We start from the raw sequence: 23570 nt of genomic DNA on the forward strand, positions 1-23570 counted from the left end.
CGCCATGCGAATGTTGCATCGCGGCAAGGTTTCGACTACGGGGCCGCCTTCCCACGCGACAGCAACGGGAATCCACGCGGGAGAGGCGCCTTACGCACCTCGCCTGACCGCTTACCATGAGGCCTCGTTCGAAAGAACGGGCCGACAGTGAGAAAGGAGGCCATCCGTGGCCAAGAAGATCGACGGCTATATCAAGCTGCAGGTGCCCGCGGGCACCGCCAACCCGTCGCCCCCGATCGGCCCCGCGCTGGGCCAGCGTGGCGTCAACATCATGGAATTCTGCAAGGCGTTCAACGCGGCGACCGATTCGCTCGAGAAGGGCATGCCCATCCCGACCGTGATCACCGTCTACGCCGACCGCAGCTTCACCTTCGTCACCAAGACGCCCCCGGCGAGCTTCCTGATCAAGAAGGCCGCGAACCTGAAGTCGGGCTCGAAGGAGCCGGGCAAGGTCAAGGCGGGCACGATCAAGCGCTCGAAGCTCTCGGAAATCGCCGAGATGAAGATGAAGGACCTGAACGCCAACGACATCGAAATGGCGACTCGCATCATCGAGGGCTCCGCGCGCTCGATGGGCCTCGAAGTGGTGGAGGGCTGACGACATGGCCAAGCAGACGAAGAAGGACAAGGTCGTCGCCTCGATCGACCGTGACGCCAACTACAGCTTCGCCGATGCGCTGAAGCTGCTCCGCGACCACGCTTCGAAGAAGTTCGACGAGACCCTCGAGGTCGCGATGAACCTGGGCGTCGACCCGCGCCACGCCGACCAGATGGTCCGCGGCATGGTGTCGCTGCCCTCGGGCACCGGCAAGGACGTCAAAGTCGCGGTGTTCGCCCGCGGCGACAACGCCGACAAGGCGCTCGCCGCCGGGGCCGACAAGGTCGGAGCCGAGGACCTGATGGAAGACATGCAGGCCGGCAATCTCGACTACGACCGCGTGATCGCCACGCCCGACATGATGGGCGTCGTCGGTCGCCTCGGCAAGGTGCTGGGCCCCAAGGGCCTGATGCCGAACCCGAAGCTCGGCACCGTGACCCCGAACGTGGAGCAGGCCGTGAAGGACGCCAAGGGCGGCCAGGTCGAGTTCCGCGTCGAGAAGCAGGGCATCATCCACTCGGGCCTCGGCAAGCTGTCGTTCACCGACGAGGCGCTCCAGGCGAACTTCAAGGCGCTGACCGACGCGGTGATCCGTTCGAAGCCGTCGGGATCGAAGGGCAAGTACGTCCGCAAGATCTCGCTGACGACCACGATGGGTCCGGGCCTCAAGGTCGACCTCGCCGAGGTCGAAGGCGCCTGATTCGGCACCACCGCCGCGCTCGAGTGGCTAAGCGGTGAAGCGAAGAAATTAAGAGGCCGGCGGAGCGATCCGCCGGCCTTCTTTTGTCGCCCATCTACAAGACTCGTGGGGCAAGCTCGCCTAGGGGCTTGACCGTGCCGGGGAATGCGGGTCCTAGTCTGGCAACACGCATACAGGGGACGGTGTGAGCGAAGAGCCGCGGATTGCCGTGATCATGGCGCTCGACGTGGTGGGCTTCTCGAAGTCCATGCACGCCGACATGCAGGCGACCGTCGAGCACGTCACGGGCCTGCGCGACGGGCTGTGGTCGCAAACGATGGCAGCGCACGGCGGACGCATCTTCAAGCACACCGGCGACGGCTTCCTTGCGCGTTTCAATGGTGCCCGGGCGGCGTTCCAGGCAGCGCGCGAACTGCTCGAAGGCAATTCCAACGAGAAGTTCCCGGTTCGGATCGGCATCCATCTCGGGGATGTCTTCGAGAAGCACGACGATCTTTACGGCGACGCGGTCAACATCGCCTGCCGGATCGAATCGGTATCGCCGACCAATTCGGTCTGCGTATCGGAGCGGGTCTGGTCGGACCTCGACAACCGCGACACCGACTTTGCGCTGCTGCGCAAGATCAAGCTCAAGAACATCTCCACCGACATCAAGATCTACCAGTACCAGCCGTCGCAGACGAAGTTCGCGTACTGGATGTCGCGGGCCAAGCGGACGTTCTCGCCCACGGCGATCGTCCTCACGGTGACGGCGCTGCTGGCGGTGGGCGCGGTGGTGGCTTCGCTCTATCGTCCCGAAGCGACCAAGGAAGTGACCACCGAGGACCGGGTCGCCCAGCTGATCGATTCGCTGCCGTGTTCGTGGCTGCGCCTGTCCGACATGGAGGCCTCGGAATCGCGCCAGCGGGTCGTCCTGAAGGGCTATTCGCAAGTCGAGACGGACCGGCTCAAGCGCCTCATCGAGATGCGCATCGCCGAAGACGGCAACCGCAACGTCCAGCTGGATCTGCGCGGCACGTCGCGGCCGCCGGCCTATGCCTGCTCGTTCATCGAGACCGCCAACCGCTTCCGCTACAAGGGCCTGGCGCGCGTCTCGCTGCTCAGCGTCGAGGAAGCGGACAAGTTCGACACCTCGCTGACCTTCAAGTCGGGGATCGACCTGAAGACCGTCATGGCCAATTCCGATTTCGGCAGCCACGTCATGCTGATCGAGGTGTTCGGCAACGACTTCAGCAAGGCCGCCGAGTTCTTCACCATCGAGACCGACGGCACGGTGAAGGCGCTGGGCAATCTCCACGAGATGGCCGAGCTGCTGCAGGTCAACGAGATGTCCGACAAGGACAAGCTCGTACTCGCATGGCCAGCTTCGACCCGGGACAACATCCTTTTCATCATCGATTCGAAGAAGCCGTTCTCGGCCAAGTCGGTCGAAGAGGCGGTCGACAAGGACTGGACCGAGTTCAACCGGCTCGCTCAGGAAAAGGGCTTCACGATCGAGATGGCGGTCGTGCCCGATGGCGCCGCGGCGATTGGCGGGCCGACGACGGGAACCTGACCCCCGGGCTTTCAGGCGCCTGCGCGCAGGCTCCTGCTGTACACTGCGTTCGCCAACACCTGCTCGACCACGCGCGCCGCTCCACGCAGGCGCCCATGGGGAAGCGGGGCGGCTGACGGCCCCTGATCGGGCGCTGTCGCCGGTGGGTCGGCAGAGAAAGTCCCGGTGCGGACGCCTTCCATGCCCGCGATGCCCTTGCAGAACCGGGCGAAACGACGCGCGACCAGCCGGTTGATCCTCCGGCGGTCGCGGCTCAGCAGCTCGAAGCTGTGCGAGACCAGCGTGACGCTCGGCAGTCCCTCGTCCCGCGCATGGCGGACTGCCGCGAGCAGTTCGCGCAGCGAGAGCGCGGTGATCTGCCCGTGGCGCAGCCGGCCGCGGAACGACGCGATGCATGCGGCGGGCATTTCGACCACGCCGTGGTGAAGCTGCGGCTCCAGCGCCTCGCGGCCCAGCGATATCGCGCACGCGCCCACACCCGACAGCGCCGGGCAATGCGAACTGTCGTACCTCAGGCCGAGGGTGGCGAGCGCGTCGAGCGTGGAATCGCTCGCGCCGTAGTTGCCCGCGCGGAATGCGACGGGTGGGGGTGCGCCCGCGGCCATCAGGGTCGCACGCGCCCACGCCAGGATGCGCAGCTGGTCACCGGGAGAGAAGTCCTTGAGGTTCCGGCCCGTGCGCCCGCCGCAAATGTCTCCGCCCCGGTCGTACTCGAGCCATTCGGTGTGGCAGTGGAGCTGGACGTCATGCCCGCGTGCCACGATCGGAACGACGACGTCGGCTATGGCTTCCGTCCCCCAGAGCAGCGCCGGCATCGGATCGACGAAGAACACGCCCTTGAGCCCGTTTGCGTCGAGTACATCCATCTGGTGGGAAGTGCCGACCGCACCGCGCGGCGTATCGCAGGCGATCGAACGGGCGAAGTTTTCCGCGCGCGTAGCCGGACCGTCCGCGCCGGGCAGCCGGAACGCGTATTCGGTATCGATCGTGATGTAGACGACTGTCATCGCCTCGCCGCGTCTCGCCCCCCCGTCGATCTGCGAACCCGAGTGGAGCAATCATAGGCGAAGGGGGTTAAGGGGCCGTAAGGCGTCAGATCTCCCCGCGGGTCACGGGGTATCCCGCCGCCTCGAGCGCGCCGACCAAGGAGTCGAGGCATCCTGCGAGGATCGCGGGGTCGGTCGAGCGGACGACGAAATTCGCCCCGACGCGCCCTTCGCGGAAGAACGGATAGCTGCCGATCTGCACCCCTTCGTGGGCCTTTTCCGCCTCGCGCAGGATGTCCGCCACCTCGCTCTCGGCGGTCCAGCAGCCGATCGTTTCGGCCAGCAACGGCGCGCCGCCTTCCAGCGTGCCGGTCAGCGCGTCGAGCATGCCGGCTGTGATGTGCGGCACGCCCGCCATCACGAACATGTTGCCGATGCGGATGCCCGGCGCGCCGGACATGCGGTTGGGGATCAATTCCGCTCCTTCCGGCACCCTCGCCATGCGCAGCCGCGCCTCGGTCAGCGGCTGGCCGCGGCCGGTGTAGTATTTCTCGAGCATGGCGCGCGCTTGCGGATGAACCACCACCGGCACGCCGAGTGCCTTGGCGACCGCGTCGACGGTGATGTCGTCGTGGGTCGGCCCGATCCCGCCGGTGGTGAACAGGTAGTCGTTGCGCGCCCGCAGGGCATCGACCGCTTCGACGATCCGCTCCTCGACATCGGGCACCACGCGCACTTCGGCAAGGCGGATGCCCTGGACCTGCAACCACGTCGCGATCTGCGCGATGTTCTTGTCGTGCGTGCGTCCCGAAAGGATTTCGTCGCCGATCACGACGAGCGCGGCGGTCCAGATGCGGTCGGTCATGTTCGTTCGTTAGGCGAGAGCGGGCGCGTGGGGAAGGCGGCTATTCGGCCGCTTCGAGCCGCTCTTCGGGCGCACGCGTATTGTCGCCCGGCCGCGCGAACACGAGGAGCCCGTCGTCGATCGGTGCGGCGCGCATGTACTTGCGGTCGTGCAGGTAGTCGTGATTGAGCCGCCACGGATCGTCGAGGGTGCTCATCGGTAAGGCATTTACCGCGCGCTTCACATACCCCGCCTCGACCGCAAAGGAATCGTGCGGTTCGAGCGTGGTACCTTCGGGGATCGTAGGCGTCGCGATCGTCGTATCGGTCTTCGCCATGTGTTTCAGGACGCGGCAGACGTAGTCCGACACGAGGTCGTAGCGCAGGGTCGATCCCGTGTTCGTGTAGGGCACCGGGTGCGCCAGATTGGGCACGCCCGAGATCATGCAGTTCTTGTAATAGAACCGCTCGCCCGGCTCGACCCGCTTGTCGTCGACCGACAGGGTTATTCCGCCGCCCATCAGGAGCTGGAGCCCGGTCGCCTTGATGATGATGTCGGCCTCGACAGTGCGGCCGTCGGTCATCACGATCCCGTCCTTCGAAAAGCGCTCGATGTGCCCGGTCACGATATCGACCTTGCCCGACTTGATGCCTTCGAACAGGTCCGCGTCGGGGATGAAGCACATCCGCTGGTCCCACGGGGCGTAGGGCGGGGTGAAATCCTCGGGCCGGTAGTGCTCGCCGAGCAGCTCGCGGGTCTGCTGATCAAGGTTCGCGCGCACCTCGTCGGGCTTTTCCCGCGCGGTGCGGTACATCTTGTCCGCGCCGACGATATGGAGCCAGCGGGTCAGGCGGAACGCGGTCTTCACCGGCATGATCCGGCGCAGGAACCGGCCGATCCGGTCGTGTCCCGGTATCGATCGGATATACGTCGGGGTGCGTTGCACCATGGTCACTTTCGCGGCCAGTTCGGCCATGTTCGGCACGACGGTGATCGCGGTCGCCCCCGATCCGATCACGGCGACCCGCTTGCCGGCGTAATCGAGATCCTCGGGCCAGAGCTGCGCGTGGATGAGCGGTCCGGGAAACTCGGCCTCACCCTCGAAGGGCGGGTCGTAGGGCTTGTCGTAATCGTAGTACCCGGCGGCAAGGTAGAGCCAGTTGGCGGTGATCTCGTGCCAGCCCGCGTCGTCCTCCACGGTCACCTTCCAGCACGCCCTGGCGCTGTCGAAATCGGCCGAAAGCACTTTCTGGCCGTAGCGGATGTGGCGATCGATGCCGTATTTGGTGACGACCCCCGCAAGGTAGTCCTGGATGCGCGTGGCCGCGGCGAGTGTCTCCTTGCCGGTCCAGGGCTCGAATTCGTAGCTCAGGGTGTGCATGTCGCTGTCCGAGCGGATGCCCGGATAGCGGAACAGGTCCCACGTGCCGCCCAGGTTCGCACGCCGCTCCAGCAGCATGTAGCTCCGCCCCAGGCGCGCGCGTTCCATGTGCGCGGCAAGGCCGATGCCGGAGATGCCGGCACCGACAATCAGCACGTCGACTTCGCATGCAGTCGTGGTCATCGCGGCTCCCCTTGCCTGACGCAAACGTAAGCCTGTCCGTTGCACCATGCAACCTGAATAGGCCGGTTATCGAGGGGAGCGCTGGCGGGTCAGCCCCCCTTGCGGCTGGCCTCCGCCGCTGCGACCACCTCTGCCGGCCAGACGACCTGCGTCTGCGTCTGCGGATTGAACACGTCGCCGGGGTACTGCGCCGCCTCGGCCGCGCGGATCTCCGCCGCCGTCAGGAACTCGCTCGGCTCCAGCGCGAAGACGTCGAGCCCGCGGGTGATCTCGGTCGCGTAGATCCGGCCCCTGTACCAGTAGGCCGACCAGTAACCGCCGGTGACGAGCTGGTCCTTGTCGACCGGGCCGCGGTCGAAATAGGCGATCTCTTTCACGTTCGCCGGGTCGGTGAAGTCGATCACGCTGATCCCGCCCTGGTACCACGCCTGGACGAAGATATCGCGCCCGGGGACCGGGATGATCGACCCGTTGTGGGCGACGCAGTTCTCCTTGTCGCCCTGCGGCGCGGGCAGCTTGTAGGTTCCGCGATAGACCAGCTTGCCGTTCTCGATGGCGTAGAACGCGTTCGCGCCCCAGTTGGTGGGATCGCCCGCCTGGCAGCGCGGGCGTGCGCCGCCGCCCCATTCGTCGGTGAACAGCACCTTGGAGCCGTCGTTGCTGAAGGTCGCCGAATGCCAGTAGGCAAAGCCCCTGTCGGTCACGTCGTCGATGCGCCGGGGCTTCAGCGGGTCGGAGATGTCGAGGATGATCCCGTTGCCCGAACATGCGCCCGCGGCCAGCTTCTTGGCCGGGAACACGGTGATGTCGTGGCACTGGTCGGTCTCGCTGGTGTCCTGCGTGCCCTCGCCGTGGTCCCCGCCGCGCCACAGGCCCGCGATCTGGCCCCCGGTGGCGAAGACCCGCGGGCGGTCGACGATGCGCGCGGCGGCGGGGTTGGCCACCGGCACCTCGATCACGTCGATCGAGAACAGCGCGGTATCGTCGCCGGGCAGGTCGGTGCAGATCGCCAGTTCTTCGGTCCGGCGCACCCCGCCGGTGCCCGATGCATAGACCACGAGGCGCTTGTCGTCGGCGCTGACGATCGAATGGGTATGGCTGCCCCGGCACGTCTGCACCTGGCCCACCTGGCGCGGCATCGCGGGGTTCGAGATGTCGAACAGCCGCAGCCCGCGGAAGCGGTCGGCGGTCGCCCGCTCCATGTTGCCCTGCAGGCCGCAGTCGACCCGGCCGCGGCCTTCCTCGACGCTCATCACGAGCAGGTTGCCCGCGATCGAGACGTCGCCCTGTCCTCCGGGGCAAACCACCGAGCTCACGAGGCTCGGCATGCCGCCGTCGCCGAGGCGATAGACGTTGAACCCGTGATAATTGCCAGCGACCAGCAGGTCGCCGGAGAACGCCATGTCGGTGTTGGCGAAGTCGAGCAGCGAGGAGCGATCGACGAAGTTCTTCTTTTCAGGCTCCTTCTCGTCCTCGGCGAGCGCGCGCGGATCGTTGGGGTCTTCCTTCTTGTCCTCGGCCTTCTTCGCGTCCGCCTTCTTGTCGTCGGCCTTGCCCGCGGCGTCCTTGTCCTTCTCGTCCTTCGACTTGGCGGCGAGCGGCTGGAGGCCGGCGGGGTTCTCCGGATCGAAGAAGCCGGCCGGCTTTTCGAGGCTGGCGAGCTTCTTCAGGCCCTTGATCGCCTCACCCGCGTCGCGGAAGCCCGGCTTGAGGGTGGCACGCGGATCCTGCGACAGCGAGGCGAGCCGCCTGTTCATGCGCGTGATCTCGGCGTTCTGGTCGCTCACGACGTCCGCGGTGAACTTGTTCATCTCGGGATCCGAAGCGGTGCCATACCATTCGAGCAGGTTGCGGGTCATGTCGACCGCGCCGCGGTGGTGGGCGATCATCAGCTGCAGGAACTGGCGGTCGAACGCCGTGCCTTCGGCAGCGGCGAGTGCGGCCATCTGCGCCGGCGTGGCCATGCCTTCCATGACGACCATGCCCTTTGCGCGCGGCGCGCCGCCGTGTCCCGCGTGGTCACCCGAATGATCCATGCCGCCCGGACCCGGCTTGCCCATCCCGGCCATGGCCGTCGGCTCGCCCCGGCTGGTGAGCCAGTCGGTCATGAACTTCATCTCGTCGGCCTGGCTCGCCGCGATCCGGCGCGCGATCCGCCGGATGTCGGGATTGGTCGTGCGCGCCTCGACCAGCGCGGTCATCTCGGTCGCCTGCCGGTGGTGTACGATCATGTGCTGCATGTAGGCGACGTCGCCGGGCGAATAGCGCGCGCTGGCAAGCTGGATCGCCTCGTTGGCGGTCAGGATCTTGCCCGGGCTTCCGGGTGCGCCGGGCTGCAGGATCGGCACGGCGTCTGCGGCAAGAGTGGGAGCGGAAAGCGAAATGCCCGCGAGCAGGATGCCGCGGAAGAACGAATTGGTGCGCACGATGAGAGACGATTCCCCGGGGAGTTAGGAGATCGGCTTCTCGATTGACGCCCGCACGTCGTCAAGCGGCAGTTGCCGATCGGTCATGCAGTTCGTCGAATTCCCCCTCGCGGCGACATGCCGGGGGGCACGGCAGGCGGATCAGGCGGCGCGTACGTGCCGCAGGAAACCGTCGACCTGGCTGCGCAGGGTCGCCGCCTGGCCCTTGAGCTCGCTGGCGGAACTGAGCACCTGGCTCGCCGTGGCACCCGTCGCGAGAGCGGTCTCGCGGACCTGGACGACATTGGCCGAGACATCCCCCGTGCCGCGCGCGGCGGTGTCGATGTTGCGGGCGAGTTCCTGCCCCGCGACCGACTGCTGGTCGACCGCGGACGCGATCGACACCGCCGTCGCCTCGAGTTGCTGGACCTGCCGGGCGATCGCCTCGAGCGCGCCCACGCTGGCACCGGTCGATTCCTGCATCGCCCGGATCTGGGCGGCGACTTCGTCGGTCGCCTTGCTTGTCTGTGCGGCGAGTTCCTTGACCTCGCTCGCCACGACCGCGAAGCCGCGGCCGGCTTCGCCGCTGCGCGCCGCTTCGATCGAGGCGTTGAGCGCGAGCAGGTTGGTGCGCCTGGCGATCGAACTGATGAGCTCGACGATCTCGCCGATCTGGTCGGCCGACGCGGCAAGCGCCTTGACCGTCCCGTCTGCCTGCTCGGCGGTGGTCGTCGCTTCGCGGGCCAGTCCGGCGGACTGGGCTGCCTGGCGGCTGATCTCGCCGATCGACATGGCGAACTCGTCGCTCGCCGCAGCGGCTGCCGCGACGCCGTTCGAAGCATCGTTCATCGAATGCGAAACCGCGTCGACCTGGTTCGCCGACTGGTCGGCGGCGGCAGCCATCGAACTGGCGGCGTGTTCGAGCTGGTCCGCGGCGGAGGCGACCGCGGTCACCACGTCGCCGACTTCGCGCTCGAAGCTCGCGGCAAGCTGGAGCAGCATGCGCTGCTGCTCGTCGCGCAAGATCTTGCGCTGTTCGAACATCTCGTCGAGCTTGTTGCCCGATTTCACGAAGACCTCGAACGCGCGATAGAGCGCGCCGATCTCGTCGGCCCGGTGCAGGTGATCGAGCGTGAACGAGCGATCGCCCTTGGCAAGGCCGATCATGTCCCCGGTCAGTTTCTGCAGCGGCGTCGCCGTGTCGATCAGGATCCGGCGCAAGGCGATGCTGCCCAGTCCGAAGCCGAGGACCCAGGTCATCACCACCAGCACCGCCGCGGCCCCGAAAGGCACGAGGCCGCTGAATGCGGAGATAGCCATGATCGTCGTCACGGTCAGGCCGAACAGGAGGCCGCCGACGAGCACGCCCAGCTTGCGCGCGAGCGGCAGGTCGTTGAACCATCGGGCAGCGACCCAGCGGTCTCGCCTTTCGGCAATCGTGCTGTCGCCAAGCGTGGCGCCGGCGATTTCCGCCTGCAGGGTTTCCGCTTCTATGCTGGTTATCGCGTTCATGCTGCCCTCGTCGCGGCGCGGCTCTTGCCCTGCGCTGCCTCGTTGAGCCTCGCCGAAACCTCGTCGGCGGGCATTGCCTTGAAATAGAGCCATCCCTGGATCTGGTCGCAGCCCGCGGCGCGGACCAGGTCTGCCTGTGCCTCGGTCTCGACCCCTTCGGCGGTCACACCCATGTCCATCGCGCGGGCGACGGAGATGCTAGACATCATCATCGCTCGGCTGCCGTTGTCACGCTGTGCATCGACCACCAGCGAGCGGTCGAGCTTGAGCTTCTCGAAGCGGAACTGCCGCAGGAATCCGATCGAGGCGTAGCCGGTGCCGAAATCGTCAAGCGCGACGTCGACGCCGAATTCGCGGATCAGCTTCAGGCTGCGCTCGGCGACCGCCGGGTCGATCACCAGGCAGGTCTCGGTAATCTCCAGCTCGAGACGCTCGGGCGGAAAGCCGGTGTCCTCGAGAATCTGGCCGAGCTGGATCGGGAACTCCGGGTTCCGAAGCTGCGCGGCCGAGATATTGACCGACAGCTTGATCCCGTCCCAGCCAAGTGCGTCGCGGCACGACCGATCGAGGACCCACAGTCCGATCGCGTTGATCAGTCCCGATTCCTCGGCGACCGGAATGAACACGTTGGGCCCGATCTTCTTGCCGTCGGGACGTTCCCAGCGAACCAGCGATTCGACCGCGACGATCACGCCGGTGCGGGCATCGACGAGCGGCTGGTAGGCCACGGCGAATTCGCCCTTCGCGAGCGCGCTTCTGAGCTCACCGTCGAGAATCTGCGCCGCGGCCCGGCTCTGGTCGAAAGTGTCCTTGAACCAGGTGCAGCGCATTTTCCCGCCGCGCTTCGAGGCGTACATCGCGACGTCTGCGCGGCGCAGCAACTCGGACGAGGTGAGGCCTTCGCTGCCTGCCGAGCGGGCCAGCCCGATGCTCGCGCCCAGCGTAATGCGGCGGTCCTCGATCGGGATCGGAGAATTGAGCCGGTCGATCACGCTGCGGCAGATGCCTTCGAGGATCGTCGCGGCGAGCGGGCCGACCTTGAGGATGGCGAATTCGTCGCCTCCCAGGCGATAGGGCCGCGCCTCGTCGCCGCAGATTTCGGTTAGGACTGCGGCACATTCGCGCAGGACCATGTCTCCGACGACGTGGCCGTAGTGATCGTTGACGAGCTTGAACCCGTCGAGATCGACCAGGGCAAGGGCCACTTCGGCGCCAGGGTCTGCAAGGCGCGCGGCGTCTTCGTGGAGCGCGCGGCGGTTGGGCAGGCCCGAGAGGCTGTCGGTGCGGCTCAGCCCCTCCAGCTTCGCGACATGCATCAGCCCGAACCGGCCGAGCAGTGCCACTGCCGCGGCGTAGCAGACGACCCCTGCGGCGACGATTGCGATACCAGGCAGGCTGGAAAGGCGGGTGCCCATCGCGAACAGCGCGGCAAAGGCACCGAACAGGCCGGACAGCACGATGAGTGGCGCGAACACCAGCACCTTGGATCCAAAGGAATTTTCGCCGACCCTGCTCACTTGGCGCTGTCCCCCGTCGCGCGGCGCGAAGCGCCTCGCCCGACATAGGTAAATAGGCCTAAGGAAGGGTGAACCGGCCTTTCAAGCGCCATGGCGGCGGCCTCCGGCAGCCTGGCGATCACTGGCAGGCGCGCGTCGGTAGAGCCCGCTGGTGTCGCATGCCGGTGCGAAGGCGCCGGTGTGTCCGGATGCGGATTCCCCCGCGCCGATCATCAGCCAGCCGTCGGAAGCAACGGCCTGGGCGAGGCGCCCGAACCCGCGCTCGCGGTAGCTGCGATCGAAGTAGAGCAGCACGTTGCGGCACAGCACGAGGTCGAAACGGCCCGGGTCGGGCGGCGCGTCGAGCACATTTCGGCGTTCGAACCTCAGCCGCCGGCTGAGCTCGCGCCGCGGTTTCCAGCCTTCGCCCGTTTCCTCGAACCAGTCGAGCATCTGGGTGACCCCGAGGCCGCGCTGGATCTCGAACTGCGAATAGCACCCGCGCCGCGCGGCATCGATCGCCTTCGCCGAGATGTCGGTGCCGAGGATGTCGATCCGCCACCCCTGCCAGACCTCGGGCTGGTCGGCGAAGATCATCGCGAGCGACAGCGCCTCCTGCCCGGTGGAGCAACCGGCCGACCAGATCGACAGTCGCCGGCAAGCGGAGCGCTTGGCAGCGAGATCGGGCAGGACCTCGCTCGCCAGCAGATCGAACATCAGCCGGTCGCGGAAGAAATAGGTCTCGTTGTTGAGCAGTGCCTCGACCACGTCTTGCGCCAGGGTGTCGGTGGGGTCTTCGGCAAGAAGGCAGACCAGCTCGTCGAGCTTAGAAATGCCGCGCTCGCGGAGCAGGCCGGCCAGCGCCGTCTGGATGCGCCAGCGCCTGTTCTCCGCGAGCTGCTGGCCGGTCCGCGCGAACAGCAGGTCGGCGATGATCCGCTGGGAAATCTCGCTCATGCGCGCACGCGAGGCTGTGCGCGTTCGGTCGCATCGGGCGCGGGGGCTGCGAGCGCCACGAGGCGCTGGGCGATGGCGTCCGGTGGGAGCACTGCCGTCGCAAGCCCTGCCTCGGCCACGGCGCGCGGCATGCCCCAGACCGCCGAGGTCGCGGCATCCTGCGCGAAAAGCGTCCCTCCCGCGCGGACCAGCCGCTCGGCCCCGATGGCGCCGTCGCGCCCCATGCCCGAGAGGATCACGCCGATCGCCTTGCCCCCGGTCGCGTCGGCCAGCGTTTCGAACAGCGGGTCGACCGAGGGCGTGCAGCCGCTCGGCACGGCGTGATGCGCAATCCCGGTGACCAGCCGGCCGCCCGCGCGCCGGACGACCATATGGCCTTCTCCGGGGGCGACGAGGATGCCGCCCGCTTCGAGCGGCGTATCCGCGCCGGCTACGGCTGCGGGGCGGCCCGAGGCCGTGGCGAGCTGCCGGGCGAGGGTCGTCATGAAGCTCGCTGGAAGGTGCTGGACGACGAGGATCGGGAGCGCGAAGCTGTGCGGAAGCGCGCCAAGCAGCAGGCAGAGCGCGTGGATTCCGCCGGTCGACGCGCCGATCGCCAGCGCCTGCGGTTCGCTGCGGATGGCACTCGCCGGCTTGGTCGCAGGGGCGGTGTGGGGAGGCCTTGCGAGTGCCCGCGCTGTCCCGCGGGGAGCGAGCGCGCGAATTTTCGCGACCAGCGTGCGGGCATAACCTTCGTCGAATTCGCCGGAGCGAGGCTTGAGCAGGGTGTCGGCCGCACCGATGGCGAGTGCCGACAGTGTCGCTTCGGCGCCGCGCTCGGTCAGCGAGGAAACGACCAGGACCTTGGCACTGCTGGCGAGTTCGAGGATGCGCGGCAACGCGCCCAATCCGCCCATTCCGGGCATCTCGAGATCGAGCAGGATGACGTCGGCCGGCGTTTCCGCGAGGCGGGCGAGCGCCATTTCGCCCGTGGTCGCCTTGGCGACGATCTCGAGATCGGGCTCGTTCTCGACGATGCGGGAGAGCACTGTGCGAGCGACGAGCGAATCGTCGACGATCATCACGCGGATCGTGCAACGTCCGCCTTGGGGCTTCATCCGCCCGCCGGTGGTGGTGTCACCCCCGTCCATGGCCGCGCTCAGGCGAAGCCGACGAGCTGGAGCTTGATCTGCAGCGTTTCGTGATCGAACGGCTTCATCACATATTCGTCCGCGCCTGCGCTGATCGCTTCGCGGATGTGCGCGACGTCGTTCTCGGTGGTGCAGAACACCACCTTGGGCTTTTGCCCGCCCTCACGCTGGCGGAGCTGGACGATGAACTCGATGCCGCTCATCACCGGCATGTTCCAGTCGAGCAGCACGACGTCGGGCATCGATGCGGCGCAGCGTTCGAGTCCCTCGCGCCCGTTCTCGGCCTCGTCGACGGTGAAGCCGAGCGATTCGAGAATATGGCGCGACACCTTTCGGATCACGCGGGAATCGTCGACGATGAGGCAGTTTTTCATGAACCGTGCGATCCGTTTGTTTCGGTTTTTCGCGGTAACCGATAGCTGTGAGCGGTAATCATCCCGTTAAGCAGCCATTGCGCCGGGTCCGGCGATGAGCGCGCCGAGCGACAGCAGCATTGCGGGTCCCCGCGCCGTTTCGATCAGCCCTTCGCTGGCACGCTGCCAGCCGGGGCCCGTCTCACCCGGAACCGGTGTCGGCTCGGACAGGCGTTCGGCGACGTCGTCGATCGAATCGACGACCAGTGCGTAGCGGTGTCCTTCGAAGTCGACGATCGCTGCGCGCGAACCCTCGACTGCGGCCCGGGGGGCGGCGATGCCAAGGGCAGCGGCGGCATCGACGACGGTCAGGGTGTGCGAGCGCAATGCGCTGAGGCCGAGGACGAACTCCGGCGCGCGGGGAATCGGGCACACGGCGTCGAGCTCGACGACCGAATGGAGGACGTCGGTCGGCAGCGCCGCCCGCCGTCCGCCGAGAGCGAATACGAGTACCAGATCGGTCATGCGGCCCTCCCGGATCGCAGCGCGGCGAGACGCGCGAGGAGCCCTTCGCGGTCGTACCGATAAAGCCGGTCGCCCGGACCCGCGGCCGCATCGGGATCCGCGCAGAGCGTGATCAGCGTGCCCCCACCATCGAGGTCGGTCCGCGCGTGTTCGGGAACGATGGTGACGTCGGCCGTCCCGTCGAAGCGCTCGTCCACCACACGGTATCCGGCGCTTTCGACGAGCGGGGCGAGGATCGCCTGCGCCCACGGGTCATCGACCGGGATGCGGCAGGTGAGCCGGTCGGCAGGCCGGACCGGCGTGGCCTGGGCGGCGAAGAGCCAGTGCGCGTCGATGAGATCGGCGGGCTCGCCATCGATGAGCACCGTGCCTTCGACTGGGCCGGCGCGGCCGGCCGGCACGATGTCGTCCGGAAGATCGACGGTATCGAGCACCCGGTCGAACAGGTAGGCGATTTCGCTGGTACCGTCACCGAGGCGCAGGAGACTGACCAGACCTTCGGGAAGATCGTGGCCGCACGTCCCGGCGAGCGAGAAAATCGTGTCGCCGACGACGACCCGCGGGCGATCGCCCCCGAGGTCGATGGCGCTGGGCTGAACCCGCTCGAGTCGGCGGACGAGCGACAGGCGCACGACCTTGCGCCGTCCGTCGAGGCCGATGAACAGCATCGCGGGGGTTCGCGGCCGCTCGATTTCCCGGGCCGTTTCCTCGGGGCGGTGGCGGACACGCCCCTGGACGTCGCCGGACAGCTTGGCCGCGCGCGCGAGGCCGGCGACGTCGAGCATAAGCACCGGGTTGCCATCGTCGAGCAGCGTGCTGCCCGCGTAGAATCCGGTCGCCATGACCGCCGGGGCCAGGGGCTTGATCACCAGTTCCTCGTGATCGAGCACCTTGTCGCAGGCGAGGGCGAACAGATCGCCGCCGGCGAGCCGCAGCAGTATCAGCGTGCAGGCCTGCGGCACGAACTCGCCGGGAAGCCCCAACAACGCGCCGAGCGAGACGCATGGCACGCGGCGGTCGCGCACTGTGACCAGCACCGCGTCTCCCGCCTGGGCGAATTCGATATGACCCGCCCGCCCGTGGACGATCTCCTCGACGTAGCTGCGCGGCATGGCGAACATCTGCTCGCCCGCGACGACCGTGAGCGAAGGAATGATGCTGAGCGTGAGCGGCAGGCTGAGGACGATGCGGGTTCCGTTGCCCGGGGTGCTGTCGACCTGGATCGAACCGCCGACCCGCTCGATATTGGCGCGCACGACGTCCATTCCCACGCCCCGGCCCGAAACCGAAGTGACCGCGCTGGCGGTCGAGAGGCCGGGTTCGAAGACCAGCGCGTGCCGGTCGCGGTCGGACAGTGCGCTTGCCTCTGCGGGCGTCAGGACCTCCGCGGCGAGCGCCTTTTCGACGAGGCGCTGGCCGTCGATGCCGCGGCCGTCGTCGGCCACACTCAGGATGATCCGGTTGCCGCTCTGGCGCGCCGAGATGACGAGCGTGCCGATCTCGCGCTTGCCGGCCGCGATGCGCTGAGACGGAGCCTCTATCCCGTGGTCGATGGCGTTGCGGATGATGTGGGTCAGCGGATCGCGGATCATCTCGATCATCTCGCGGTCGAGTTCCACCTCGCCGCCCTCGAGATCGATCATGACCTGCTTGCCGAGCTCCGCCGCGAGGTCGCGGACGAGGCGGGGCAGGGCGGCGTAAAGCGTTTCGATGCGCTGCATCCGCATGCGGGTCACCGCTTCGCGCACCTGGTCGAGGATCGTGTTGAGGCGCTCGAACGGGCCGTGGATGGCGTGGTCCGAACCGGCCTCGCGGATGCGGCGGGCGAGATCGTTGCGCGCGAGGACGAGGTCGGACACGCTCGCCATGACATCGTCGAGCAGGCCCACGGGAAGGCGGATCGTGCGCTGGACCGCACTGGCCTGGGCGCGCGCGGCGCCCGGGTCGGCGCCGGAAACGGAGATCGCCGTATAGCCCAGGTCGTCGTCATCGCCCTCGATCGCGGCGAGCAGCACGTCGTCGCCGCCGTCCGGCATGTCCTCCCCGGTTTCGATCGCGTCGACCATCGCGCCGATCCGGTCGACGATGGCGAGTACGGCGGTGACGAGGCGCGCATTGGGCGTGCGGCGACCTGCGCGCACTTCGGCCAGCGCGTCCTCGGCGGCGTGGCTCAGCTTCTCGAGCCGCGGGAAGTCGAAAAAGCCGCAGTTGCCCTTCACGGTATGGACGAAGCGGAAGATCGCGTCGAGCCGCGCGCGGTCGGCGGGATCGGCTTCCCAGGCGACCAGCTCGCCGCCGATCGCTTCCATCATCTCGCGCGTCTCGGCCAGGAATTCGGCCAGAAGATCGTCCATCGATACGCCCCGGTTGCCCCTCTGCAGTGGCTATGGACCGGCGATGGTTAATGCCGGGTATGCGCGGCCAAGGTTCGGTTTGTGGCGAGCGCCCCGTTGCGGCATAGCGCGCCGATGGCCGACAACCCCGCGCGCTGGCAGTTCTGGATCGATCGCGGGGGGACCTTCACCGACGTCGTCGCGCGCGGCCCCGATGGCAGGCTGACGAGCGCGAAGCTGCTGTCCGAGGACCCGGCGCACTATGCCGATGCGGCGATCGAGGCGATGCGCCGGCTGACCGGCGTGCGCGAAGGCGCGCTGCCGCCCGCCGACATCCGCATCGGCACGACCATCGCGACCAACGCCCTGCTCGAGCGCAAGGGCGAGCCGGTATTGCTGGCGGTGACGAAGGGCTTCGGCGACCTGCTGGCGATCGGAACGCAGGAGCGGCCCGACATCTTCGCGCTCGAGATCGAGAAGCCCGCGCCGCTCCCCGCAGAAGTGCTGGAGATCGACGAACGCGTCACGCACGAGGGCGAGGTGCTCGTTCCGCTCGATCGCGAGGCTGCCCTCGCGGGTTTCCGGGCGGCGCGGGCGAGGGGGATCGGCGCGGTCGGAATCGCGCTGATGCACGGATACCGCCATACGGCGCACGAAGCGGAGCTTGCCGAACTGGCGCGGGAGGCCGGGTTTGCCGAGATCGCGGTGAGCCACCGCGTCTCTCCGCTCGCCAAGCTGGTCGGGCGGGCGGACACGACTTCGGCCGATGCCTACCTGTCGCCGGTCCTGCGGCGCTATGTCGACGGGCTGACGGAAGCGCTTGGACCGGGACACAACCCGCTGTTCATGCAGTCGAACGGCGGGCTTGCCGCGGGTAGCGTGCTGCGCGGCAAGGACGCGATCCTGTCCGGACCCGCGGGCGGGATCGTCGGCATGGCCGAGACCGCGAAGGCGGCGGGGTTCGAGCGGGTCATCGGGTTCGACATGGGCGGTACCTCGACCGACGTCTCGCTCTTTGCGGGCACGTACGAGCGGGACAGCGAGAACCGGGTCGCGGGCGTGCGCATCCGCGCGCCGATGCTGCGGATACACACCGTCGCGGCGGGGGGCGGCTCGATCTGCCGGTTCGACGGGGCGCGGTTCCTCGCGGGGCCGGAGAGCGCGGGCGCGCAGCCGGGACCCGCGTGCTACCGCCAGGGCGGCCCGCTGACGGTGACGGACTGCAACCTCATCCTCGGCAAGCTCCAGCCGGACCATTTCCCGAGCGTGTTCGGGCCGGAAGGCAACGCGCCCCTCGACCTCGCGGCGGCGCGGGCGCGGATGGATGCGGTCCTTGCCGAAGTCGTGGCCGCCACCGGGCGCCGCATGACCCGCGAGGAGGCCGCCGAGGGCTTCGTCGCCGTGGCGGTGGCGCAGATGGCGCAGGCGATCCGCGCGGTCTCGGTCGCGAAGGGGCACGACGTGGCCCGCTTCGCGCTCAATTGCTTCGGCGGCGCGGGCGGGCAGCACGCCTGCCTCGTCGCCGATGCACTGGGCATCGGGACGGTGCTGGTCCATCCGCTCGCGGGCGTGCTCAGCGCCTATGGCATGGGGCTCGCCGACCGGCGCGCGGTGCGCGAGGCGACGCTCGGGATCGCGCTCGACGGGTGCGGGTCCGCGCTGCAGGCGGCGGACGAACGTCTGGCGGATGAAGCACGCGGCGAGCTCGTCGGGCAGGGCGTCGCTGCGAAGTCTGTCCGGATCGAGGGTGAAGCGCACATCCGCCTCGCTTCGGGCGACAGCACGATTCCCGTCCCGCTCGCCGACGAGCGGTCGATGCGCGCCGCCTTCGCTGCGGCGCACCGTGCGCGCTTCGGCTATGACACCGACGCGCCGCTGACGATCGACATGCTGCGGATCGAGGCGGTCGCCGATACGGGCGGGCGGCGCGAGAGCGACTTCGCCGTGGCGACGGAGCTGGCCACCAGGGCGAGCGAGGTCGACTGCCATCTCGGCGGTGAGGCGCGCCGTGCCGTCGTCATCGAGCGGGCCGCGCTCGTCGCGGGGCAGGTCGTCGGCGGACCTGCCCTGATCGTCGATCCGGTCTCGACCCTGGTCGTCGAGCCGGGCTGGAGCGCCGCGCAGCGCCCCGACGGCATGCTGGTGCTGACACGCGGCGAAGAGACCCGCGCGGACCTTGCCGGAACTGCGGTCGACCCGGTGCGGCTGGAAATCTTCGGCGGCCTGTTCATGGGGATCGCCGAGGAGATGGGCGCGGCACTCCAGCACTCGGCAAGCTCGGTCAACATCCGCGAGCGGCTCGATTTCTCCTGCGCGGTGTTCGACGCGTCGGGCAACCTCATCGCCAACGCGCCGCACATCCCGGTGCACCTCGGCTCGATGGGCGACAGCGTGCGCACCATCCTGGCGAGCCGGTCGGGGGCGATGCAGCCGGGCGACGCCTATGCGCTCAACGCGCCCTATGCGGGGGGCACGCACCTGCCCGATATCACCGTGATCGCCCCGGTGTTCGTCGAGGGCGGCGCGGAGCCCGCCTTTTTCGTCGCGGCGCGCGGCCACCACGCGGACATCGGCGGGATCGCGCCCGGATCGATGCCGTCGAATTCGCGCACGATCGCGGACGAGGGCGTGGTGCTCGACGACGTGCTCATCGCGCGCGGCGGGCGCTTCCTCGACAGCGAGCTCACGCAGTTGCTGACCGCGGGCGAGCATCCCGCACGCAATCCTGCCGTCAACCTCGCCGACCTCGCCGCGCAGGTCGCCGCGTGCCGCCGGGGCGGCGAACGGCTGCTCGGCCTGGTCGCCGATCACGGGGCGGATACCGTCGCCGCCTACATGGGCCACCTGCTCGATTTCGCGGAAGGGGCCGTGCGCGACCTGCTGGGCACGCTCGGCAACGGCAGCCATGCGGTCGAGATGGACAACGGCGCGCGTATCTCGGTCCGGGTCGAAGTCGATCGCGGTGAGCGCCGCGCCGCGATCGACTTTGCAGGCACTAGCCCGCAGCTCGGCGACAACTTCAACGCCCCGCGCCCGGTCGTGCGCGCCGCGTGTCTCTACGCGATGCGCACGCTGCTGACCGCGAGCACGATACCGCTCAACGACGGCTTCCTGCGCCCGGTGGAGATCAGGGTGCCGCCGCGCTCGATGCTGTCGCCCGAATGGCCCGCGGCAGTGGTGGCGGGCAACGTCGAGACGAGCCAGGCGATCACCGACGCGCTGCTCGGCGCGCTGGGTGCGCAGGCGGGCAGCCAGGGGACGATGAACAACTTCACCTTCGGCGATGCCGCGCGGCAGTACTACGAAACGATCGCGGGCGGCGCCGGCGCGGGACCGGGCTTCGCCGGTGCCGATGCCGTTCAGACGCACATGACCAACAGCCGGCTGACCGATCCCGAAGTGCTCGAGGCGCGGTTTCCCGTGCTGGTCGAGGCATTCGCGATCCGGCGCGGCTCGGGCGGCGCGGGCGCGTGGCGCGGCGGCGACGGCGCGGTGCGGCGCGTGCGGTTCCGCGCGCCGATGCGCGCGAACGTGCTGTCCAACCGGCGGAAGGTCGCTCCGCGCGGCCTGTCCGGCGGATCGGACGGCGCGCCGGGCATCAATCGCATCGAGCGCGCCGACGGAACGGTCGAAACACTCTGCGCGACCGCCTCGGCCGACATGGCGCCGGGCGACGTGTTCGTGATCGAGACGCCGGGTGGCGGCGGCTGGGGGAGTTCGGATTGATGTGGGTCTTGCTGGGTATCGCGGTCATCGTCGCGGGCTTCGTGCTGCGCTTCAACCCGCTGCTGGTGGTGGCCGCTTCGGCGCTCGTGACGGGGCTCGCCGCGGGTCTCGACCCGCTCGAAGTGCTCGCCGCGTTCGGCAAGGCGTTTAACGACGCGCGCTACGTCAGCGTGGCCTTCATCGTGTTGCCGGTGATCGGCCTGCTCGAGCGGCACGGGCTACAGGAGCGCGCACGCACCGCGATCGCCGCGCTGAAGGGGGCCACGGTGGGCCGCCTGCTGATCGGATACCTCTTCCTGCGGCAGGCCACCTCGGCCCTCGGCCTTACCTCGATCGCCGGTGCCGCGCAGACCGTCCGGCCGCTGGTCGCGCCGATGGCCGAGGCGGCGGCCGAGAAGCAGGGCGCGCCGCCGGGCGAGGACAAGGTGCCCGCGCTCGCCGCGGCGACCGACAACGTCGGTCTGTTCTTCGGCGAGGACATCTTCGTCGCCATCGGCTCGATCCTACTGATGGTCGGCGTGCTGCAGGGCTTCGGGATCGAGGCCGAGCCGCTCCAGCTTGCGCTATGGGCGATCCCCACCGCGATCTGCGCCTTCGCGATCCACGCCGTCCGGCTGTGGCTGTTCGACCGGCGGCTGGCGAAGATGGCCCCGCCCGCGAAGGGAGACGGCGCATGATCGGCCTCCCCTTCGTCTACGCCGTCGGCGGCGCGATCTTCCTCGCCTACGCGGCGATGTCGGCGACCGATGCCACCAAACCCAAGCGCTGGGGCAACGCGGCGTTCTATGCGCTGCTGGCGACGAGCTTCTGGTTCGGCGACCTGCTGGGTGACAGCGGCAACGGACTGTTGGTCCTCGGCCTGGTCCTCGTCGCCGGGCTGAAGCAGATGGGCCGGGGCGCGCGCGCCACCACCTCCGCGGACGAGCGCCGGGAAGAGGCCGCGCGCCGTGGCAACCGGCTGTTCCTGCCCGCGCTGATCATTCCCGCGGTTGCGCTCGTCGGAACGCTCGCGTTCAAGCGGCTGCCCGAATGGTTCGACGTCAAGCAGGTGACGCTGGTGGCGCTGACGATGGGCGTCCTGCTGGCCCTCGCCGCGTGCCTTGCATGGCTGCGCGACCGGCCGCTCGTCCCCCTGGCCGAAGGCACGCGGCTGATGGACAGCGTCGGCTGGGCGGCGGTGCTGCCGCAGATGCTCGCCAGCCTCGGCGCGGTATTCGCGCTCGCGGGGGTGGGCGAGGTCGTCGGCGGGCTGGCCGAGGGGGTCATTCCCGATGGCAGCCGGTTCGGCGCGGTCGCCTTTTATGCGCTCGGCATGGCGGGCTTCACGATGATCATGGGCAATGCCTTTGCCGCCTTCCCGGTGATGTTCGCGGGCGTGGGAATGCCGGTGCTGGTGGGGATCTGGAGCGGCGATCCGGTCCGCGTGGCGGCGATCGGCATGCTCGCGGGGTTCTGCGGCACGCTGATGACCCCGATGGCAGCCAACTTCAACCTGGTTCCCGCGGCCCTCCTCGAACTGAAGGACCAGAATGCCGTCATCAAGGCGCAGGTGCCGACCGCGATACCGCTGCTGATCGCCAACGTCCTCCTGATCTATTTCCTGGCGTTCCCGTGAGGGGCGAAACGGTTTTCCTACAGCGCGCGCTCTTTGCTAGCCTTGCCGCATGACAGCGCCCTCGACACGCCAGGATACGCCGGGAATGCGACGGTATAGCCTCCGCCACCGCCAAGGCCCAAGGTCACGAATCCAACGGCTTTTCGCCCCGCTCTTTTGCCCCAAAAATCATTTTTATCAGTAACTTGAGCAGCCTTATTGATCTTCGAGCGCGTTTTCCAAAACGGGTGCCTGATTGTGACACGATGCCGGAAGTGCTGACGCCATGCTGACCGAAACCCACGCCCGCACCTTTGCGCAGATGACGCTGCCCAACCTGACGCGGCGCTGGCCCTACAAGCTCGACCAGGTGATCCAGGGGCCGGACGATGTGGTCGCTCCCGCGGAACTTCACCCAATATTCCATGGCAGTTTCGACTGGCATTCGTGCGTCCACGGTTACTGGCAGGTGCTGCGCCTCCTTCGCCTGTTTCCCGACATGCCCGAGGCGGCCGACATCCGCGTGCTCGCCGATGCCATGCTGGTGCCGGCGAAAGTGGCGGGCGAAGTCGCGCGGTTCGAACGGCCCGACGGCCCGGGCGCGTCGCGGCCCTATGGCTGGGCATGGCTTCTCGCGCTCCACGCCGAGGCGGAGCGGCATGACGGACCGTGGGGCGATGCGCTTGCCCCGCTCGCGGGCAGGCTCGCCGACCTGATGGACGGCTACCTCAACCGGATGACCTATCCGATCACCGTGGGCACGCATTTCAACTCGGCCTTCGCGATGGTGCTTGCACTCGACTGGGCGCAGGGCCGGGACGCGCGGCTCGAGGCGACGATCGCCGCGCGCGCGCGCCAGTGGTTTGCGGGCCGGACCGACTATCGCGGCTGGGAGCCGGGGGGCGACGAGTTCCTGTCGCCCGCGCTCACCGCCGCGCTGCTGATGAGCCGGTTGCTCGACCCCCCTGCCTTCGCCGCCTGGTTCGCCAATTTCCTGCCGCGTGCGGACAGCTGCGAGCCCGGGGCGCTGTTCGTGCCGGTCCACGTGTCGGACCGTACGGACGGCAAGATCGCGCACCTCGACGGCCTCAACCTCAGCCGCGCATGGTGCTGGAGGGGGATCGGCGCGGCGCTCGGCGATCCCGGCCGGTTTGCGCCGGTGATCGACCAGCACGTGGCCGCAAGCCTGCCGCATATCGGAGAGGACTACATGGGCAGCCACTGGCTCGGCAGTTTCGCCCTGCTGGCACTTGAGCACGAGCCGTGCGATAGGTAGCGGCAAGCAACGGTTA

18 protein-coding genes are annotated in these 23570 nt (G+C 68.4%); 7 read left to right on the forward strand and 11 right to left on the reverse strand.

What is annotated here, in order from left to right; genetic code table 11:
- The first annotated feature begins 166 nt into the window (after positions 1-166).
- The 3 genes from rplK to A6F68_RS04640 all read left to right on the forward strand — a co-directional run bounded on the left by rplK (position 167) and on the right by A6F68_RS04640 (position 2853).
- Positions 167-598 carry a 50S ribosomal protein L11 gene (gene rplK / locus A6F68_RS04630; RefSeq protein WP_067676891.1) on the forward strand — a complete coding sequence of 144 codons (432 nt, stop codon included), beginning with the start codon at positions 167-169 and terminating at the stop codon, positions 596-598.
- Positions 599-602: 4 nt separating this feature from the next.
- On the forward strand, positions 603-1298 hold the full coding sequence (gene rplA / locus A6F68_RS04635; protein WP_067676893.1) for a 50S ribosomal protein L1: 696 nt from the start codon (positions 603-605) through the stop codon (positions 1296-1298).
- A 184-nt stretch (positions 1299-1482) separates the two neighbouring features.
- Positions 1483-2853 carry an adenylate/guanylate cyclase domain-containing protein gene (locus A6F68_RS04640; RefSeq protein ID WP_157096658.1) on the forward strand — a complete coding sequence of 457 codons (1371 nt, stop codon included), beginning with the start codon at positions 1483-1485 and terminating at the stop codon, positions 2851-2853.
- An 11-nt stretch (positions 2854-2864) separates the two neighbouring features.
- Here the strand turns inward: A6F68_RS04640 and A6F68_RS04645 are convergent, their stop codons facing one another.
- The 11 genes from A6F68_RS04645 to A6F68_RS04695 all read right to left on the reverse strand — a co-directional run bounded on the left by A6F68_RS04645 (position 2865) and on the right by A6F68_RS04695 (position 16979).
- A complete protein-coding gene (locus A6F68_RS04645; RefSeq protein ID WP_067676897.1) occupies positions 2865-3860 on the reverse strand; it encodes a polysaccharide deacetylase family protein in 996 nt (331 codons plus the stop codon).
- Positions 3861-3945: 85 nt separating this feature from the next.
- Complete coding sequence (locus A6F68_RS04650; protein ID WP_067676899.1) at positions 3946-4704, reverse strand: competence/damage-inducible protein A; 759 nt, start codon at positions 4702-4704, stop codon at positions 3946-3948.
- Between the two features lie 40 nt (positions 4705-4744).
- Positions 4745-6247, reverse strand: coding sequence for a flavin-containing monooxygenase (locus A6F68_RS04655; protein ID WP_067676901.1), 1503 nt, complete (start codon positions 6245-6247; stop codon positions 4745-4747).
- Between the two features lie 89 nt (positions 6248-6336).
- Positions 6337-8673: a DUF305 domain-containing protein gene (locus tag A6F68_RS04660; protein WP_067676903.1), complete on the reverse strand. Its 2337-nt coding sequence runs from the start codon at positions 8671-8673 to the stop codon at positions 6337-6339.
- Positions 8674-8814: 141 nt separating this feature from the next.
- Positions 8815-10164, reverse strand: coding sequence for a methyl-accepting chemotaxis protein (locus tag A6F68_RS04665; protein ID WP_067676905.1), 1350 nt, complete (start codon positions 10162-10164; stop codon positions 8815-8817).
- Entirely contained in the window at positions 10161-11639 is a 1479-nt protein-coding gene (locus A6F68_RS04670; RefSeq protein WP_232308198.1) for a putative bifunctional diguanylate cyclase/phosphodiesterase, read from the reverse strand. The genes A6F68_RS04665 and A6F68_RS04670 overlap by 4 nt, the downstream gene beginning before the upstream one ends.
- Positions 11640-11762: 123 nt before the next feature.
- Positions 11763-12617 (reverse strand): CheR family methyltransferase, encoded by an 855-nt coding sequence (locus tag A6F68_RS04675; protein WP_067676909.1) that lies wholly within the window; start codon positions 12615-12617, stop codon positions 11763-11765.
- Positions 12614-13747 (reverse strand): chemotaxis-specific protein-glutamate methyltransferase CheB, encoded by a 1134-nt coding sequence (gene cheB, locus A6F68_RS04680; RefSeq protein WP_232308199.1) that lies wholly within the window; start codon positions 13745-13747, stop codon positions 12614-12616. The genes A6F68_RS04675 and cheB overlap by 4 nt, the downstream gene beginning before the upstream one ends.
- Before the next feature lie 8 nt (positions 13748-13755).
- Entirely contained in the window at positions 13756-14121 is a 366-nt protein-coding gene (locus A6F68_RS04685) for a response regulator (RefSeq protein ID WP_067676912.1), read from the reverse strand.
- A gap of 66 nt (positions 14122-14187) precedes the next feature.
- Positions 14188-14625: a chemotaxis protein CheW gene (locus tag A6F68_RS04690; protein ID WP_067676914.1), complete on the reverse strand. Its 438-nt coding sequence runs from the start codon at positions 14623-14625 to the stop codon at positions 14188-14190.
- Entirely contained in the window at positions 14622-16979 is a 2358-nt protein-coding gene (locus A6F68_RS04695; protein WP_067676916.1) for a chemotaxis protein CheA, read from the reverse strand. Before A6F68_RS04695 ends, A6F68_RS04690 begins: the two co-directional genes overlap by 4 nt.
- Before the next feature lie 114 nt (positions 16980-17093).
- Here A6F68_RS04695 and A6F68_RS04700 point away from each other — a divergent pair, with 114 nt between their 5' ends.
- The 4 genes from A6F68_RS04700 to A6F68_RS04715 all read left to right on the forward strand — a co-directional run bounded on the left by A6F68_RS04700 (position 17094) and on the right by A6F68_RS04715 (position 23554).
- Complete coding sequence (locus A6F68_RS04700) at positions 17094-20684, forward strand: hydantoinase B/oxoprolinase family protein (RefSeq protein ID WP_067676918.1); 3591 nt, start codon at positions 17094-17096, stop codon at positions 20682-20684.
- Positions 20684-21361 carry a DUF969 domain-containing protein gene (locus A6F68_RS04705; protein ID WP_067682061.1) on the forward strand — a complete coding sequence of 226 codons (678 nt, stop codon included), beginning with the start codon at positions 20684-20686 and terminating at the stop codon, positions 21359-21361. The genes A6F68_RS04700 and A6F68_RS04705 overlap by 1 nt, the downstream gene beginning before the upstream one ends.
- Positions 21358-22299 (forward strand): DUF979 domain-containing protein, encoded by a 942-nt coding sequence (locus A6F68_RS04710; protein WP_067676921.1) that lies wholly within the window; start codon positions 21358-21360, stop codon positions 22297-22299. The genes A6F68_RS04705 and A6F68_RS04710 overlap by 4 nt, the downstream gene beginning before the upstream one ends.
- 265 nt (positions 22300-22564) lie before the next feature.
- Positions 22565-23554: a DUF2891 domain-containing protein gene (locus tag A6F68_RS04715; protein ID WP_067676923.1), complete on the forward strand. Its 990-nt coding sequence runs from the start codon at positions 22565-22567 to the stop codon at positions 23552-23554.
- The last annotated feature ends 16 nt before the right edge of the window (positions 23555-23570 follow it).

The sequence above is a fragment of the Tsuneonella dongtanensis genome (genome assembly GCF_001698205.1).
Taxonomy (GTDB): Bacteria; Pseudomonadota; Alphaproteobacteria; order Sphingomonadales; family Sphingomonadaceae; genus Tsuneonella; species Tsuneonella dongtanensis.

Excerpts from the sequence above, each read along its gene's own strand:
- rplA (WP_067676893.1), top strand. The coding sequence starts at position 603 with ATGGCCAAGCAGACGAAGAAGGACAAGGTCGTCGCCTCGATCGACCGT.
- A6F68_RS04645 (WP_067676897.1), bottom strand. The coding sequence starts at position 3,860 with ATGACAGTCGTCTACATCACGATCGATACCGAATACGCGTTCCGGCTG.
- A6F68_RS04650 (WP_067676899.1), bottom strand. The coding sequence starts at position 4,704 with ATGACCGACCGCATCTGGACCGCCGCGCTCGTCGTGATCGGCGACGAA.
- A6F68_RS04655 (WP_067676901.1), bottom strand. The coding sequence starts at position 6,247 with ATGACCACGACTGCATGCGAAGTCGACGTGCTGATTGTCGGTGCCGGC.
- A6F68_RS04665 (WP_067676905.1), bottom strand. The coding sequence starts at position 10,164 with ATGAACGCGATAACCAGCATAGAAGCGGAAACCCTGCAGGCGGAAATC.
- A6F68_RS04675 (WP_067676909.1), bottom strand. The coding sequence starts at position 12,617 with ATGAGCGAGATTTCCCAGCGGATCATCGCCGACCTGCTGTTCGCGCGG.
- cheB (WP_232308199.1), bottom strand. The coding sequence starts at position 13,747 with ATGGACGGGGGTGACACCACCACCGGCGGGCGGATGAAGCCCCAAGGC.
- A6F68_RS04685 (WP_067676912.1), bottom strand. The coding sequence starts at position 14,121 with ATGAAAAACTGCCTCATCGTCGACGATTCCCGCGTGATCCGAAAGGTG.
- A6F68_RS04690 (WP_067676914.1), bottom strand. The coding sequence starts at position 14,625 with ATGACCGATCTGGTACTCGTATTCGCTCTCGGCGGACGGCGGGCGGCG.
- A6F68_RS04695 (WP_067676916.1), bottom strand. The coding sequence starts at position 16,979 with ATGGACGATCTTCTGGCCGAATTCCTGGCCGAGACGCGCGAGATGATG.
- A6F68_RS04700 (WP_067676918.1), top strand. The coding sequence starts at position 17,094 with ATGGCCGACAACCCCGCGCGCTGGCAGTTCTGGATCGATCGCGGGGGG.
- A6F68_RS04705 (WP_067682061.1), top strand. The coding sequence starts at position 20,684 with ATGTGGGTCTTGCTGGGTATCGCGGTCATCGTCGCGGGCTTCGTGCTG.
- A6F68_RS04710 (WP_067676921.1), top strand. The coding sequence starts at position 21,358 with ATGATCGGCCTCCCCTTCGTCTACGCCGTCGGCGGCGCGATCTTCCTC.
- A6F68_RS04715 (WP_067676923.1), top strand. The coding sequence starts at position 22,565 with ATGCTGACCGAAACCCACGCCCGCACCTTTGCGCAGATGACGCTGCCC.